Raw genomic sequence first — 17,274 nt, forward strand, 5'->3', positions numbered from 1 at the left:
CTTATTTATAATCAATATAGCGAAGGAAGAACACCAGAAGAGAGGCGTGATGGTAAATGCATTATCCTGAACATCTGAAACAAGCAGTTTTAGCTAAAGCGAAAGACTTACCATTAGAAGGGTTTGTGGAAGGCCAAGGCCCGCAACAGCCAAAAGTGATGTTGATTGGGGAAGCCCCTGGAAAAGAAGAAATTAAAGAAAATGTGCCTTTTATTGGTCGTTCAGGTCAATTGTTGATGGAACAATTACAACAAATTGGCTTAAGTCGTGAAACGGTGTATATCACCAGTGCGGTTAGGAGTCGGCCTTTTTCTGTAAAAACGAAGCAGATTGCAAAAACGGGAGAAAGAGTAACCAAATTTCCTAATCGAACCCCAACCAAAGAAGAAATCAAAATTTTTGCGCCTTTGCTTGATTGGGAAATCGCTGTTTGCCAACCTGAACTAATTTTGACACTGGGGAATATTGGGTTGCAACGACTTTTAGGACCAAAGCCAACAATCACTGCAGTGCACGGAACGGTCATTCAGTCGCCCATTCAAACATTTGATGAGCAATCACAAAATTATCATTGGACGCAGAAAACCTATCAAATCATTCCACTCTTCCATCCAGCGGCTGTCTTTTATAATTATCGTTTAAAAGAAGTCGTGAAAGAAGATTGGCAAGTGGTTCAAAAACAACTGCAACTGCTTAAGAAAGTTTAAAATGAGAAAAATAAAAGGATGGTTGTTTTTTCGAAGAGAGAATGCTACCCTAGAAGTATCAATAAATAGACAGATTATTTAATCGCTGGGTTGAATAATTGAAGGATTCTGATTTTTGCGTAAGCCTTGAAGCAAAAAGAATGAGTCCTTTTTTTGTTAGAAGGAGATTTGGGTATGGAGCAAACACAGCAAAACCATTTTACTGCGTTGTTTTATAAAAATGTTCTGTTAGGAATTTTAAGTATGGCGGCGCAATCAATTTTTATTTTGGCGGACACATTTTTCATTGCAAATGGAATCGGCACCGAGGCGTTGGCGGGGCTTAACATTGTCTTACCACTCGTTAATATTATTAATGGATTAGGTTGGATGTTTGGCGTTGGCGGCGCTACGTTGTTTTCGACAACGGTTGCGCAAAAAGAAATCAAAAAAGCCAATCAGTATTTTAGTTTAACGATTGGGTTAGTTTTCGTTATAGGGAGTTTCTTTACTTTAGTGAGCTTGATTTTTTCCGATCAAATTATTCGGGGGCTTCAGGGGACCGGTGTCTTGTTTGGTTTGGCAAAGGAATATTATATGATTTACCTTAGCTGTTCATTATTATTTATTTTAAACAATTGCCTGATTACTTTTTTAAGAAATGACCATAATCCTCGTTTGGCAACGATTGCTTTTGTCAGTGGGGGAATTGTCAACATTATTTTGGATTATGTCTTTATTTATCAATTTGGGTGGGGTATGGCAGGTGCGGCCATTGCAACGGTGATGTCACCGTTAACAAGCTTAATCCTGATTACGTTGCATAAGTGGTCGCCGCAACGAGTTTTACGTTTTGAAAAGTTTAAAGTGAAATTTCAGGATGTTCGAGAAATTATGTCGATTGGTTTTTCCTCCTTTTTAAATGAATTTTCTTCGGCCTTTGTCATGTTTTTATTTAATATTGTTTTGTTAAACTTAGTTGGTCATGTGGCGATTTCAGCTTATGCGATTGTTGCCAACCTCAATATTATTGTGATTGCCATTTTTACAGGGATTGGGCAAGGGGCGCAACCATTACTCAGCCGATACTATGGTTTAGGGGAAACGAAGGTGTTGCGTAAATTTGTTAAACTTAGCTTTATTACGTACTTGGTTGCCGGCTTCCTGTTTTTTTTAATCAGTCAAGTGTTTACGGGACAAATTATTGAGGTCTTTAATAGCGAAGGGAACGACCAGTTGGCGCAAATTGCTAGGACAGCCATCCGCTTATATGCGATTTCCTTCTTGTTTACAGGATTGAATTTTATGGGGATTTATTACTTTTCGGCAGTTCGTAAACCGAAAATGGCGCTAATGATTTCCTCTTTGCGTGGATTCTTTTTAATTGTGCCAGTTTTATTTATTTTGGTGAAATTACTAGGATTAACCGGTGTTTGGTTAGCCATGCCCGTAGTTGAATTTGTTACGTTTGGACTAATGCTTGTGGGCTACCTTGCGTATCGAAACTATTTGAAAAAAAGAGAAGCAGTAACCTGATGTTGGTTACTGCTTCTTTTTTGCTTAGTTTACATAGTTTTCAGTTAAAGTCATGAATTGTTCCACATCTTTTAGGACTTGATCAATGCCGGCTTGCCAGAAATCAGGTTTTGTTAAGTCAACATTTAAATGTTTTTTCGCTAATTCTTCGCTTGTCATCGAAGCAGTGTCTCTTAATAACGCAATGTATTGGTCTTCAAAAGAGCTGCCTTGTTGATTGGCATACGCATAGATACCCATGCTGAATAGATAGCCAAAAGTATATGGGAAATTATAGAAAGGCACATCATCAATAAAGAAGTGCAATTTGCTCGCCCAGAAATGAGGATGATAACTGCCAAGACTATCTTTGTAGCTTTCTTTTTGCGCCGCTAACATTAATTCAGTAATATCTTCTTCCGCTACTAAACCTTTTTGGCGCGCTTGATAAAAATTATTTTCAAAGATAAAACGCGCATGAATGTTCATAAACATAGCAATGGCATTTTGCATTTTTGTGTCTAAAAGGTTAATCTTTTCAACGTCTGATTTGGCCTCTTTTAAGGTGGCGTCAGCAACAATCAATTCTGCAAAGGTACTAGCCGTTTCTGCTACGTTCATGGCATACTCTCGATTCAATGAAGGTAAATCCCACATCACGCTACTATGGAAAGCGTGACCTAATTCATGGGCTAAAGTAGCTACTTCGTTGATTGAATTGCCAAAGGTCATGAAAATACGCGACTCTTGTGTTTCAGGTAATTCTGTACAATAACCCCCAGGACGTTTGCCTGGACGATCTTCAGCTTCAATCCAACTTTTTTCAAAAGCCATTTGGGCAAAATCGGCCATTTTCGGACTGAATTTACGGAAATTTTCTAAAATAAAGGCAGCGGCTTGATCAAAGGAATACGTTTTTTCTTCTAAATCACCTAAAATAATTGGTGCATCTTGGTCTTGCCAATCCATTTTTTCTTTACCGAATAATTGCGCTTTGCGCGTTAGAAAGTCGACGAATGGTTGTTTATTTTTTTGGATGGTTTCCCACATAACCGTTAATGTTTCTTGACTCATTCGATTATAGTTTAAGGGATTTTCTAAATAATCTGTAGTGCCATGCAATTTGTAATCAGATAAACGGAACCCATCCAAGTGATTTAGGGTGTCTGCTAAAATTGAAGCTTTGCCACTCCAAGCTTTCTCCCAGGCTGTAAACAAACGTTGACGAACCTCTTTGTCAGGATCTCCCATCATGCGGTTAAAGGCTTGGCCTGCAGATAGTTCTGTCACAGAGCCATCTTTTTCTTCAAAAGGAATCACAATGGAAGCAACAATCGTATCGTAATGTGTACTCCAAGCATTTAACCCATCTAGAGAAAGCGTATTGATGATATTTTCTTCTTGTTCGGAAAGCAGTTTTTTTCCATCACGTCGTAATTCATTTAAGCGAAAAGCCATTGTTTTAAACGGTTCTTCGGCTAACAGGTCTTGCCAATGTTCTGCTGAAATCTCGGTGATTTTTTTAGTAAAAATGGTTTCAGCTAATTGAATCGCTGGCAACAGATTGTATAAATCGCCTGATAAAATTTTGGCCTTGGTATCATTAGTATTAGCAGAAATTAAAGCAGTTAAAAAACTATTACATTGTGAAAAGCCATTTGAGATTTTCCCTTGTAACGTTAAAATTTCAGCAAATTGTTCTTTGCCTTGGGCACTTTCTGGTGTCCATTCTGTGATTAATTGATGGTACTCTTTTGTCTGTTCGGTTAATTGAGTCATTCGTTGGCTAAGTTCTTTTGACTCGCTCCCATTGGGGAAAATACTGTCTAAATCCCATGTAATAGAATAGGTCATATCCAATCCTTCTTTCATTTTTTTCTTTTCAGTATATCATAAGACCTAAGAGAAGTTGTTTCTTTTTCCCTCGAAACCGACTATAATAAAAAAGAATTTTCCGTGGCAGTCACGGGGCAACTTGAAACCAAGAAAAGAGGATTATATGAAAAATTATTTGAAAGATAGTAATTTATATTTAGTCATTGCGTTTGTTATTATGGCCATTTTATTTTTCAGTTCATCACAGACGTATGAACAGCAATCACAAGTTGGTCTTTTAGATAAACTTCTGAGCAGTCATCCTTTTGAAGAACAATTAAAAAATATTTCTTTTCAATATGCTGGCAGTGAAGTGAGCATTCAAGCTAGTGGTTATAGTAAATTTGTTGAATTTTTTATTCGTAAGGGAACCCATTTTGGTACGTATTTTCTATTAGGTGGTAGTTGGTTTATTGGATTAGTGCCAAGAATCAAAGGCCTGTTTTTAACAGCTGTTGTTTCCTGGCTAGCTGCTACTGGCTATGCAGGTTTAGATGAATTTCATCAAATGATCACAGGCGGAAGGACCCCTCTTTTTCAAGATGTTATGTTGGATGCCATGGGTGCTTTGACAGCCATCGTTATTTGTTTGGTGGTTCATGGTTTGAAGAAAAATAAAAAAAGAAGACGCTAATTTAGAAGAGCTTCGTTTATTTGTCAGAAAGATGAATAAGCGAGGGTCTTTTTTTGGTAGTGCTTGTTCCTAACTGAAAAGAAGAGTAGAATAAAGGAGAATAGTAACGAAAAGTCAGGAGGAATCAAGGATGTCAGGACACAGCAAATGGAGCAACATTCAAGGGCGTAAAAATGCACAAGATGCCAAACGTGGGAAAATTTTCCAAAAAGTTTCAAGGGAAATCTATATGGCGGCAAAAGCAGGTGGCCCTGACCCCGCAATGAATCCTGCTTTACGTTTAGCAGTCGATAAAGCTAAGTCAGCCAATATGCCCAATGATAATATTGCTCGCGCCATAAAAAAAGCCAGTAGTGCTGGTGAAGGGGAACATTATGACGAGGTAACTTATGAAGGATACGGGCCAGGTGGCGTGGCAGTTTTAGTTCATGCACTAACAGATAACCGCAACCGAACGGCCACCAATGTTCGCGTCGCGTTTACTCGAAATGGTGGCTCTTTAGGTGAAACGGGTTCGGTGAATTATATGTTTGATCGTAAAGGCTATATTGTCATTAAGAGAGAAGATCATGCAATTGAGGAAGACGACATGCTAGAAGTCGTTTTGGAAGCAGGTGGCGAGGATTTAGAAACATCACCAGAAGTATTTGAAATTTACACAGCACCAGAAGATTTTACAGCGGTTCGCGATGCTTTAGAACAAGCAGGTTATTCATTAGCACAAGCTGAATTAACAATGGTTCCGCAAACCTTACTAACCTTGAACGAGGAACAAAAAGCGCAATTAGAGCGCTTGGTTGACAAGTTAGAAGACGATGATGATGTGTCAGAAGTATTTACCTCTGCAGAAAATCTATAAAATAAAGGGATGCTTGGCGTCCTTTTATTCATAAAATGAAAGCGGATACAGAATGGAGGGCATTTTGAAAAAGAGAATTTGTTTACAAGCAATCAGGGAAGAAGCGGAAGCCTATTATCGTAACGGTGATTTTTATTGCTCGGAAGCGATTGTGGCGACCATTCGGCAACACTTCGATGCGGAGATTCCCATTGAAGCTGTGGCCATGGCTTCTGGGTTTCCTGTAGGTGTTGGAGGAGCGAAGTGTATTTGTGGTGCTCTTTCAGGCGGGGTTATGTGTCTGGGCTACTTTTTTGGTCGGACAGAAGCCAAAGGAGAACAAGTAAATAAAACGATGGCTTTAGCCAACGAATTGCATCAAAGTTTTCGACAAAAGCATCGAGTGGTTTGCTGCAGTATTTTGACAAGTAAAATGACGATGGGTTCACCTGAGCATATGGAACAATGCATTGGCTTTACTGGAGAAATCGCTGAAACAACCGCAAAAATTATTGCACGAGAACTTGCTTACGAATTAGTCTAGTAAAAAATGAGAGAGGAGCAACCAGATTCATTCACCTGAATCTGGTTGCTCCTCTCTCATTTAATGCGTAATCAATTAACCAAGTACTTTTTCATAAGCTTCCACTTGAGATAAGACACGTTGGAGCTGTAATTCATTTTCAATATAGTTGATTGAATTACCTAAATCTTCTTGGCGGTTTGTTTCTAAACGATCGACTTCTTTTTTTGCTTCGTTCAATAAGTGTAGAACTTCTTCCTTAGATAACATGTACTCACCTCCTTGCGCAGTTCATCTACTATTAGTGTACTCCTTTTTTTCAAAAAAGGGCAATAATAGGATATTAAAAAACAAAAATAGCGGTCCTAACCGCTATTTTTGTTTACTCATGGCGTTGTTGTGCTAAAATCGCTTCGATTCGTTCTCTTTGATCTGCCAAAAAGTGAGGCAAATAAAGGGGGATTTCATCAAAGTTTGAGCTTTGATTTTCATAGGCTTCGGCATCTAGCAGGCCTTTTTGTGTGGCTACTTCAAATAACAAGTGGTTCGGTTCTCTAAAATACAATGATTTGAAAAATTCGCGGTCTTTAATTCCTGAGTTTGTAAAATTCTTTTCATCCAACAGGCTATCAACTTGCGTTAATTCTTGCGTATCTTCCACCCCAAAGGCGACGTGATGAACGCCACCAATTCCTTCAATGGCAAGCGGATTGGTTCGGTCATCAATGATATGAACCTCTTGATAAAACTGTGGATGATGATTTTCCAGAACAGTTACTTCATGTGCAGTTTCAAAAAAAGGTACTGTTTCTTTTTCATGCCAATGTAAATAATCCACTAAAGGTTGTTTGGTAGCTGCGGCATATTGGACGCGTAATTGAATTGCATCAATGCCTAAAATTGCATGTTCTACTGGAATTTCAGCATGCTCAGCTGGAAAATAATCTTCCGCATTTTCAAATTCACGTAACGGAACAAGCGCCATTTGCGTATTATCGGGCGCTTCAAAACGCAAAATTGGGTGTTGGTTAAATGTTTCCACACCATAGTGGCAGATACCCGCTTGCTCAAGACGTTCTGCCCAAAAATCCAAAGAGGCGCGCGTTGGTACTTTTAAAATAGTTCGTTCAATTGTATTTGTCCCAAAGGATTGATCTTGGCCATCATTCAATTCAAAAAAAGTTAATTCGGTACCTGTTCGTTGCTCATTATCTGAGAAAAACAAGTGATACATGGTGTGGTCATCTTGGTTGATCGTTTTCATTAGTAATTTTAATCCCAGTGTATTATGATAGAAGTCAAATGTAGGCTTTATCAATCGATTTAAAATAGAGATGTGATGAATTTGTGCATACATAGTAAAATTCCTTTCTTGGAGGTTTATTAAATGAAACAATTTTTTCAAAAAGGGTCGAAACCTAATCAATTAGTTGTCGCTTTTCATGGTACTGGTGGCAATGAATATCAATTATTAACGACCATCGCAACCCTTTATCCAGAAGCGAGTGTTCTAAGTTACTTAGGGACAGAAGGTGTAGGCGAACAGCGACGCTTTTTTGCGCCATTAGTTAATGGAGCGTTACCTCGTGCTAACTTTGATGAGCGAGTGACTGCGTTTCTAGAAGAAGTTTGGCAACCGCAAAAGTTATACGATGAAGTTATTTTTATAGGGTACTCTAATGGTGCCAATTTTATTTTAGGCCTGTTAGAAAAGAACCCGACTATTGCTAACACTGTTATTTTACTGCATCCAAGCAATTTAGGCTATCAATATGTATCTGGTGAGTTTGCGACAAAAGTGATTGTCACAACAGGGGCTCAGGATGAGTTGAGTATTCCGGGACAAGTTCTTTCTTTAGCTAACCAATTAAAGAAACATTTTCCAGTTGACTTTTTGCTCGTTGATGGCGGTCATGGCTTATCAGAAGAAGAAGTAACGAAAATAAAAGAAGTTCTTTAAAAAACAAGCTGCAACCTTTGTTGATAAGTGGTTGCAGCTTGTTTTTTTCATGTGTGTTCAAATGATTTAGTTCTTTTTATTAATGAAAGCTTCCGCAAGGGCAAAGTCTCCTGCGTAAGGTTCATCTACGCCGTTTACTTTTTGATAAAGGTCGGCGCCTTTACCAGCTAAGACAATCGCATCATCAGCCGTTGTGCTTAAAGATAATGCGTGAGCAATTGCTTCGCCACGATCTAAAACGGTGTAAACAGGCATTTCTTTGGTAATATGGGTTTGAATTTCTTGGCAAATTTTTGCTGGATCTTCACTGGCTGGGTCATCGGTTGTTAGGACTGCAACATCAGCCAATTCAGAAAGAACCCTACCAAAGTCTTTGCGGCGAGAAATCGCTTTGTCTCCCGTGCTACCGACAAGAACAATTAAGCGGCCGTCAGGATGTTCTTCACGGACAAAGGTTAAAAGATTCTTCAAACTGTCATAGTTATGAGCGTAATCAACATAGACGGTTGCACCATTGGTATTCGTTAAAGATTCCATCCGGCCAGGGACGGTGGTTGCTGCGATCCCTTGTTGACACTCTTCTTTTGAAGCTCCCACAAGGACACTAGCAATCGCCGCACTTAACGCATTACCTTTGTTAAAATCACCACCTAAACGAAGGTGATAAGAGCCGGCCAATTCTAACGCATCTGCAGGACTTTCAACGATAAAACGTAAGGAATCCTCTGAAGAAACAGCGAATGAATAGTCAACTTCTGAAGCTGGCTGACTGCCATAGACAATGGCAGGGACTTTTTGCTGTTGTGCAGTTTCTTTAAGTAATGGAAAATAATCAGCTTCGTGATTCAACACAATGACTTTAGAATGTGTAATCAATTGACGTTTGCAATAAAAGTAATCGTCAAAGGTTGGATGTTCAATTGGACTGATATGGTCGGGGGTAATGTTTAAAAAAATGCCGACATCAAAAAATAACTTGTAGACACGATTAGTTTTGTAGGCTTGGGAAGAAACTTCCATAATAAAATGAGTCATCCCGTTAGCAACAGCGGTTGCCATCATTCGATACAAGTCCAAAGATTCGGGTGTAGTCAAGGCAGATTTAAAGAATGTTTTGCCATCTAATGTCGAATTCATGGTAGAAAGCAAGGCTGTTTTTTGTTGTGTAGCAACATCTAAAATATATTTGGTGAAATAAGCCGCTGTTGTTTTACCCTTGGTTCCAGTAAAGCCAATCAGTTTTAATTTATTTTGTGGATAATCATAAAAAGCCATGCTTAACACAGCCATTGCTTTTTTAATGTCAGTCACGATAATTCCTAGTTGCGCCGGAACCTCATAAGGCACCTCAGAAACATAGATTTCTAGGCCGTCTTTTACAGCATTTTCTAAATAGATTTCTTTAAAGTTTAATCCTTTACAAAAAAAGAGTGTTTCTGCTGTTACGTCTCTCGAATCGTAAGAAAGAGCCGTTACTTCTCGTTGACCTAACGTGTCGGAAAGGGTCAAGTGCCAGCCTTCTGGTGAAATAAATTCTTTTAATAAATCTTCTTTTTCTAAGCAATCGCGAATTGCGAATAATGAAATCGTCACTTTTTTTGCCTCCAAACGTTTCAACGAAATTTCAAAACTGATGTCATTATAGCATTATTTTTCTTTTAAAAAAACCATCTCGTTAGCGTGAGAAAATCCATGAGAAATGTTAAAATAGGATAATTCTTCGAGAAAGTCGTTGCATATCCCAAGATGAACAATTAAAATAAAGAAAGCATACTCAAAGAATATTGGAGGACAAAATGATCAATCAACCAAATTCAGTTGATCAACCAATCCTGACGAACCAAGAAAAAATGGTCAAAGGCTCAGCTTGGATGACAGCTAGTAATATTATCTCCCGCATGTTAGGGGCGATTTACATCATCCCCTGGTACGCTTGGATGGGCGAGCACGGAAACGAAGCGAACAGTTTGTTTTCAATGGGGTATACGATTTATGCCTTATTCCTAATGATCTCTACCGCCGGAATTCCAGGTGCGATTGCCAAGCAGACCTCGCATTATAATTCATTGAACGAATATAAAATTAGTCGACAGCTCTTTTATCGTGCCTTACAACTAATGGGTGGCTTAGGTGTGGTTTTTGCTATTGTGATGTATTTGGCATCTCCGGCATTAGCAGCTTTGTCTGGCGGAGGACCTGAATTAGTTCCAACGATGCGTTCATTAAGTTTAGCCGTTTTAGTTTTCCCAAGCATGAGTGTCATTCGCGGTTATTTCCAAGGAAATCAAGAAATGATGCCCTTTGCTTTATCACAAATTGTTGAACAAGTAGCACGAGTGTTTTACATGTTATTAACCGCTTTTATTATCATGAAAGTCTTTGAAGGTAATTACGTTACAGCGGTGACCCAAGCCACTTTTGCGGCATTTATTGGGATGCTCGCAAGTTTTGCGGTTTTAGGTTATTACATGTACAAACAAAAACCATTATTTGATTATTTAGAAGAACACAGCGCCAATGAACATGAGATTGCCCCAAAAGAGTTATTGATTGAAACTTTTAAAGAGGCGATTCCTTTTATCGTAGTTGGCTCAGGAGTGACTGTCTTTAAACTTGTCGATCAGTTTACTTTCTCAAACTTTATGCGTTTGTTTACGGATTATTCAGATACCCAATTACGAGAGCTTTTCGGTATTTTTAATGCCAATCCGGACAAATTAACCATGATTGTCGTGGCTTTAGCGACTTCGATTTCGGCTACTGGATTACCGTTGATTACAGAAGCGGTCACCTTAAAAAATCACCGTGAGTTAGCGCGTTTGATTAGTAATAATTTACAACTTTTTGTGTTTGTAATGTTGCCAGCAACGTTCGGTATGATTGTTTTAGCGCAACCACTATACACTGTTTTTTACATGCCAGATGCTTTAGGTACTTCTTTATTAGTGCAAGCTTGTTACGCTAGTTTATTCTTGGGCTTGTATATGTTAGTGTCAAATATGTTGATGGGGATGTATGAAAATCGTGACGCAATGCGTTATTTAGGAATTGGTTTAGCAGTGAAATTAATCGTGCAATTCCCCGCAATCCGTTTATTTGAAGTTTACGGTCCGTTATTAGCAACGATGATTGGCTTTACGGTTTCTTGCGTATTGATTCTAAGAAGAATTCGTCAAGTGACACGTTTTAATTACAAATTAACCTTACGGCGAACATTGTTAATGTTCTGTATTACAGTCATCATGATGATTATCGCTTTGATTTTCCGTCAGTTCTTGTATCTATTTTTAGATCCAACTAGACGTTTCCAAGCTTTCATTATCGTTGTAATTGTGGCTGCTGCAGGAGGCGCTTTTTATGGCTATTCGGTCTTGAAGATTCGCTTAGCTGATCGTTTATTAGGGAAAAATGCCGCAAAATTACGTGCAAAATTCAATATTAAATAATAGCTGATTGAACTACTTTCAGCAGATTCTCTTAAGAGACAAGGCTTGAGACATCGATCGATTCGATTTATGTCCCAAGCTATTTTTTTAAAGGAAAGAGGAATGACGATGCGTTTAGATAAATTTTTAGCCGATGTTGGTATCGGTAGTCGTAAAGAAATCAAACAATTGTTAAAGAAAAAAGTCGTTACGGTGAATGGTGACGTCGTAAAAGAAGCCAAAACACAAGTAAATGAAGAAACAGATCAAATTGCCTTGATGGGAGAAATTCTTACGTATCAGAAATTCTTTTATTACATGTTGCATAAACCACAAGGTGTCATTTCTGCGACGGAAGATCAGCGAGATGAAACGGTAATTGACTTGTTAACTGATCAGGATTACCGTGCCGACTTGTTCCCAGTTGGTCGCTTGGATAAAGATACCGAAGGCTTGCTTCTATTAACAAATGATGGCCAGTTAGCGCATCAATTATTATCGCCTAAAAAGCATGTGGATAAAGAATATTTAGCTGAAGTTGAGGGACTTGTGACAGCGGAAGATTGTCAACTGTTTGCGCAAGGATTTGCCTTGAAAGATGGAGAAATGGTTAAACCAAGTCGTTTAGTCATTGAGACGATCAATGAGGAAGAAGGGACTTCCGTAGTCCGTTTAGTGATTCAAGAGGGAAAATTCCGTCAAGTCAAACGGATGTTAGCCACTGTAGGCAAACCTGTGACGTATTTAAAACGATTACGAATGGGTGAACTATGGTTAGATGAAACGTTAGAACTAGGGGAATATCGGCCCTTGACAGAAGACGAATTGCAACAACTACAACCTAAACAATCATACCTCAATTAAAATAAACAAAAACCCAGCCCTTTCTGCGGAAAAGATAAAAAATTTCTCGAAAAATAGTGTCGGGTTTCTTTCTTTTTCTGCATAAAATGGTATGATTGACTATGTAGAACTTTATGAATAGGAGTGACAACAAATGACAATTGATTGGACAAAAGAAGTCGAAGCACGTAAAGCCGACTTATTAGAAGATTTACAAAACTTATTACGGATCAACAGTGAACGTGATGATGCACAAGCAACACCTGAAGCGCCCTTTGGACCTGGGCCAGTTGCTGGCTTAAAACACATGTTAGCGTATGGTGAACGTGATGGCTTTACGGTGAAAAATGTCGACAATTACGCTGGACACATTGAATATGGTGAAGGCGACGAAACGTTAGGGATTTTTGGTCATATGGACGTTGTTCCTGCTGGTGATGGTTGGGAAACAGATCCTTATGAACCAGTCATTAAAGATGGCAAAATTTATGCACGTGGTGCAAGCGATGATAAAGGCCCAAGTATGGCTGCTTATTACGCAATGAAAATTATCAAAGAATTAGGCTTACCCGTGTCTAAAAAAATCCGTTTCGTAGTAGGAAGTGACGAAGAAAGCGGCTGGGGCGATATGGATTACTATTTCCAACATGAAGAAGCGCCAGACTTTGGTTTCTCACCAGATGCTGAGTTCCCAATTATTAATGGGGAAAAAGGAAATGTGACTATTCGTTTAACTTTCCGAGGCGGTAACGGCGCTGATTATAAATTAGAAAGCTTCAAATCTGGCTTACGTGAAAACATGGTTCCGGGAACAGCAGATGCTGTTGTAACGGCTGCTTCAGCAGACGAAGCGGCTTCACTAGCTGCTAGCTTTGAAACATTCATCAAACAAGAAGCAAAAATTTCAGGTAACGCAGAACTTTCAGATAAAACAGTGACTTTCCATGTAGTTGGTAAAGGGGCTCACGGGGCTAGCCCACAATCTGGAATTAACGCAGCGACTTTCTTGGCAACTTTCTTAAATGATTACAGCTTTGCAGAAGGCGCATACAGCTTTATTAATACCATTGCTGAATTTATCCATGAAGATTTTTATGGCAAAAAATTAGGTGTGGCTTTTGAAGACGAAAAAATGGGTAAATTGACAATGAACGCTGGGATTGTTAACTTTGATTCAGAAAATCCTGAAAATAGCTTAGTAACATTAAACTTCCGCTATCCAAAAGGAACTTCAGCAGAAGAATTACAAGCAAAAGTTCAAGCAACAGTCGGTGAAACGGTCACTGCAACACAAGGAGATCGCAACCAAGAACCGCATTATGTACCAGTTGATGATCCATTGGTGGCAACGTTACTACAAGTTTACGAAGACCATACAGGCGAAAAAGGCCAAGAACAAATCATTGGTGGCGGTACTTATGGCCGCTTATTAAAACGTGGTGTTGCCTATGGCGCAATGTTCCCTGGCTACACAGACACAATGCACCAAGCCAACGAATTTATGGAATTAGATGACTTATTCCGAGCAGCTGCTATTTATGCAGATGCGATTTATCGTTTAGCGAAGTAAATATATTTTTAAATCCATTCACTTACTTTTCATTCCTTTTAAAATGTTGACAATATGGTGTTATCAATTTTAAAGAAATGAATAAAAGTGATTAATAGTTAGTATTTGTTGTGATAAAGTTGTGGAGTTTTTACTGATTATGTCTAAACTCCACAACCTATTTTGACTCCTGTGTCAATATTCCAAGCAAAAAAGTTTGAAAGAAATAGTTAGTAGTAACTAAAAATAAGAAAGATAGAAAACATTACGATATTGAGAGAATAATTGAATCTCAAGTTTCATAGATTATTCAGTAAAAGGCACACTTAAATGATCCTTACAGCAACTAATTTTTTTATATGGTATAAAAGGATGAGATGCTAATGGCTACGCAACAAGAGAAATTCGATCATTATTGAACCAACGAATATAGCTACCAATCCCAACAATTGCTTCATCCAGTGTTTGAAACGATTGGAAATTTATATATTCTCGTTTTAAAATCGAGTGAAAGCTCTCTATTCTTGCATTATCCCCTGGACAACCTTTTCGAGAATAATAATGCTCTGTTTTTTTTTTTGTTTTTAAAGTATGATTAAATAAATCGCTCGTATATTGGCTACCCATGTCGCTGTGAATGATTTCTATTCCTTGTACGTGTAAATCTACTTTACTTAGTATACTTGTTGCTAATTCTTTTGTCATGGCTGCTCCAACTTTGTGAGCGATAACCCTTCGGGTTACCGGATTATATAGGCTAGCTAAATAGACCCACTTCCCTCTCACTGGAACATACGTGATATTGGTTAGAAGAACGTTAGACCAATCCGTTATTTTCATTATTAAGTTTGCTAATTTATCAAATTCACAGTAGGTTTTAAGCTTTTTCATTTTCTTTATCATTTGAGATTAAATCCCTAATTCACGCATTAGCCGATAAATAAGGTAGTTACTGACAGGGATAGCTAAATCATCATTGAAATACTTTGTCAATCTTGGATACGATAGCCAGGATTTTAGTACTTTTTCTTTTAGCTGTTGTCGCCTTATCATTCGTTCACTTGGTTTCCAATTCAAGTAGGCATAATAGGTTATTCTTGGGATTTTGAAGATGTTCAAGATTCGTGTAATGCGGTGCTTGGCTTCTGAATTAGTACGGACCACTCGTAAGACAATCGTTCGTCATTTGGCGATTAATTCTTTGCCAAAAGAACCGCTGCTCGCTTTAAAATATTAATTTCTTCTTTTAAGCGTTTGCTTTCCCTTAATAATTTTCGTTCTTTTATTGAAAGCACATCCACTTAGTAATCGTAGATATACTAACATTGTATTCCTTCGATAATGAGTTAGCAAACCGACCGGTCTGATGAAGAGATACCATAGATTCTTTAAATTCTTTTGAATATCTTGTCGTTGATTTTTTTTTGCATAATAAAAAACTCCTTTAATAGATTATAGCGAATAACTTGTCCGCATTTCTATTATAGGAGCCAGCCCCACTTGTTGGTGATTCGGAAGCAATAACAGAATACAAGGGTTGAAAATAACTTAACAATAAAACATCTAAAAATAATGATTTTATCTTCGTAAAGACACCCCTTCAAATTAAAGATTTCACTTATTTGAGTCTAACTAGATACCGTTCTGCGTTCCAACCTCTTTCCTACGTTTAGTCAAGTACTTTTTTCTATATATTTATCAGGAAAAAAGTATACGAAATAAACCTAATAAATGAGAAAATTTTTTATTAGGTATGCTATAATTTTGGTAAGGATATATTCCTTATTGGTCGTTAGAGGCCGTGTATGAGTAATCATACGTACTTGAATGTCGTACCATTGAGTGGAGACATTTCAAGAGCTTGTTGATGCAAGCGACTAGCGCAACCTTATGCTTTTTGGGCGAAGGTTGCGTTTTTAATTTGTAATAATAATCGACAATGTGATTGGGTGCAGCTGCTTGCTGCCGAATCATGTTCATCATAATAAAATACAAATTCTTTCGTGACTTTGGATTCCCATGTTTATTCATGTGTTCTTGGGCAATATATTTTCCAGATTGATACCTTCTGGTATCGACACCGACAAAAGCGTTCAATTGTTTGTGAGAAGAAAACCGGCGAATGTCTCCTAATTCACCAATAATGAGTCCTGCAGAAAGTTCACCAATTCCTAGAATGCTTTGATACAAATCAAATTCTTCTGTTTGTTTGGCTGCTTCAATTAACTGTGCAGCTAATTGTTCTTTCGTTGTCAGTAATTGTTTCAATTGTTGGGCATAGTACACCACTTTTTGAACAGAAATACTTTGTCCAGATTCTGCTGGATAGGAATTTTGCGCCAAGGAAAGTAAGGTTTGTGCTTTCGCCAAGGCTTTTTGATCGGAGATTTTTTTATCGGTATTTTTCTTCAAAAGATTTTTTACTTTTGTTTGACTCAATCCTACTAAATAAGCTGGATGCGGAAATAGCTCGACAAGATTTAAAGCGAGTTTTGATAAGCGGTTGGTAAAAAGGGTTTCTAGTTCTGGAAAAGTTAGTTGTAAAGCGGTATGGAGGTGCATTCTCATGTGTTTAATGTCACTTTCAATTTGTTGATAAAAGCGTGCTAAGTCCCGTGTTTGTTCATAAATTTCTGATGATTGTTGTTTTTGTTTCCGCAAAAATTGACTGTGAGTTTGAGCCAGACGATGGGCATCCCGTTTATCTGTTTTGACTGAACGTAAGTCACTATTCAGTTGTCTTTTGGCTTCTAAAGGGTTTAATAAACAATAGGCGAAATGATTCTTTTGGCAAAACGTTTCAATGACTCTTGAATAAACTCCCGTTACTTCAAAAACGATTTGTGGTCGTTCTGGAAGAGCATAAATTTCTTGAAGAAGCTGGCAAAAATACGGTTTATCATGAAGAATTTCTTGTTCAAAAAGACAAGTAGTTTCATGATAAATAACGGTGTAACTTTTTCCCATTGAGACATCTAAAGCAAGTACATACATGATTTTCATCTCCTAAAAAGTGTTGAAAGGTTCTTCACTGTTTCCTTTCGTTCCTAATTTCCTTCACACGGGCTCGAAGCCCCAACATACTTAAACCAGATTTTAAAATGACAGTGAAGGAGACCATTTTTTGTTTGGGACTCGAAGTCCAAGAGGTCATGTTCGGTCATCCTTTCACTTACAACTATACGCTTAAAAGAGCAATAGAGGGTAAATTCATCCGTCGATGAATTTACCCTCTAATCTTAGTATGTTTTTCTTGTAAGAATATAAAACAAGAAGTTATTCTTAATACTTGATAAATTAGCTTTTTACTGATATGACGGGATATACTGACGGCTATTCTTAATTATTTGTTTGTCTTTATATAACAAAAAGAACTTCATTAAGATTCTTTACTCATTAATTATGAAAAAAGAAATCTCTTTTTTT

At 37.9% G+C, this 17,274-nt stretch carries 14 protein-coding genes and 1 pseudogene; 9 read left to right on the forward strand and 6 right to left on the reverse strand.

The window, feature by feature from the left end:
- Positions 1-56: 56 nt before the first annotated feature.
- Positions 57-707 carry a uracil-DNA glycosylase gene (locus IGI63_RS11765; RefSeq protein WP_048941054.1) on the forward strand — a complete coding sequence of 217 codons (651 nt, stop codon included), beginning with the start codon at positions 57-59 and terminating at the stop codon, positions 705-707.
- A gap of 174 nt (positions 708-881) precedes the next feature.
- On the forward strand, positions 882-2,222 hold the full coding sequence (locus IGI63_RS11770) for an MATE family efflux transporter (protein ID WP_141426313.1): 1,341 nt from the start codon (positions 882-884) through the stop codon (positions 2,220-2,222).
- Positions 2,223-2,246: 24 nt separating this feature from the next.
- On the opposite strand, the gene IGI63_RS11775 is transcribed toward IGI63_RS11770, so the two are convergent.
- A complete protein-coding gene (locus tag IGI63_RS11775; protein ID WP_002390495.1) occupies positions 2,247-4,073 on the reverse strand; it encodes a M3 family oligoendopeptidase in 1,827 nt (608 codons plus the stop codon).
- A gap of 127 nt (positions 4,074-4,200) precedes the next feature.
- Between IGI63_RS11775 and IGI63_RS11780 the strand changes: the two genes are divergently transcribed.
- From IGI63_RS11780 to IGI63_RS11790, 3 genes are all read left to right on the forward strand, one after another.
- A complete protein-coding gene (locus IGI63_RS11780; protein ID WP_429975835.1) occupies positions 4,201-4,710 on the forward strand; it encodes a VanZ family protein in 510 nt (169 codons plus the stop codon).
- A 130-nt stretch (positions 4,711-4,840) separates the two neighbouring features.
- Complete coding sequence (locus IGI63_RS11785) at positions 4,841-5,569, forward strand: YebC/PmpR family DNA-binding transcriptional regulator (RefSeq protein ID WP_010821401.1); 729 nt, start codon at positions 4,841-4,843, stop codon at positions 5,567-5,569.
- Positions 5,570-5,621: 52 nt separating this feature from the next.
- Positions 5,622-6,092, forward strand: a complete 471-nt coding sequence (locus IGI63_RS11790; RefSeq protein WP_002384891.1) for a C-GCAxxG-C-C family protein — start codon at positions 5,622-5,624, stop codon at positions 6,090-6,092.
- Positions 6,093-6,167: 75 nt separating this feature from the next.
- Here IGI63_RS11790 and IGI63_RS11795 read toward each other — a convergent pair whose 3' ends face one another.
- Positions 6,168-6,341, reverse strand: a complete 174-nt coding sequence (locus IGI63_RS11795; protein WP_002355495.1) for a hypothetical protein — start codon at positions 6,339-6,341, stop codon at positions 6,168-6,170.
- A 112-nt stretch (positions 6,342-6,453) separates the two neighbouring features.
- Positions 6,454-7,428, reverse strand: coding sequence for a ring-cleaving dioxygenase (locus IGI63_RS11800; RefSeq protein ID WP_002382960.1), 975 nt, complete (start codon positions 7,426-7,428; stop codon positions 6,454-6,456).
- Between the two features lie 30 nt (positions 7,429-7,458).
- On the opposite strand from IGI63_RS11800, the gene IGI63_RS11805 reads away from it, so the two are divergent.
- The gene (locus tag IGI63_RS11805; protein WP_002358653.1) at positions 7,459-8,031 is read left to right on the forward strand and encodes an alpha/beta hydrolase; all 573 of its coding nucleotides are present in this window, start codon (positions 7,459-7,461) and stop codon (positions 8,029-8,031) included.
- A gap of 66 nt (positions 8,032-8,097) precedes the next feature.
- Here the strand turns inward: IGI63_RS11805 and IGI63_RS11810 are convergent, their stop codons facing one another.
- Positions 8,098-9,624 (reverse strand): UDP-N-acetylmuramoyl-L-alanyl-D-glutamate--L-lysine ligase, encoded by a 1,527-nt coding sequence (locus IGI63_RS11810; RefSeq protein ID WP_429975836.1) that lies wholly within the window; start codon positions 9,622-9,624, stop codon positions 8,098-8,100.
- Positions 9,625-9,827: 203 nt separating this feature from the next.
- On the opposite strand from IGI63_RS11810, the gene IGI63_RS11815 reads away from it, so the two are divergent.
- The 3 genes from IGI63_RS11815 (at position 9,828) to pepV (ending at position 13,869) form a co-directional block, all read left to right on the forward strand.
- Entirely contained in the window at positions 9,828-11,477 is a 1,650-nt protein-coding gene (locus IGI63_RS11815) for a putative polysaccharide biosynthesis protein (RefSeq protein ID WP_002364837.1), read from the forward strand.
- A gap of 108 nt (positions 11,478-11,585) precedes the next feature.
- Positions 11,586-12,320 carry a pseudouridine synthase gene (locus IGI63_RS11820; RefSeq protein ID WP_429975837.1) on the forward strand — a complete coding sequence of 245 codons (735 nt, stop codon included), beginning with the start codon at positions 11,586-11,588 and terminating at the stop codon, positions 12,318-12,320.
- 133 nt (positions 12,321-12,453) lie between these two features.
- Complete coding sequence (pepV, locus tag IGI63_RS11825) at positions 12,454-13,869, forward strand: dipeptidase PepV (protein ID WP_429975838.1); 1,416 nt, start codon at positions 12,454-12,456, stop codon at positions 13,867-13,869.
- Between the two features lie 366 nt (positions 13,870-14,235).
- On the opposite strand, the pseudogene IGI63_RS11830 reads toward pepV, so the two are convergent.
- Both IGI63_RS11830 and IGI63_RS11835 read right to left on the reverse strand, forming a co-directional pair.
- Positions 14,236-15,229 (reverse strand): annotated as a pseudogene (locus IGI63_RS11830) (IS3 family transposase).
- Positions 15,230-15,630: 401 nt separating this feature from the next.
- Positions 15,631-16,851 (reverse strand): IS110 family transposase, encoded by a 1,221-nt coding sequence (locus tag IGI63_RS11835; protein WP_429975839.1) that lies wholly within the window; start codon positions 16,849-16,851, stop codon positions 15,631-15,633.
- Positions 16,852-17,274: the final 423 nt, after the last annotated feature.

The sequence above is a fragment of the Enterococcus sp. DIV0086 genome (assembly GCF_050498705.1).
Classification (GTDB): Bacteria; Bacillota; Bacilli; order Lactobacillales; family Enterococcaceae; genus Enterococcus; species Enterococcus faecalis.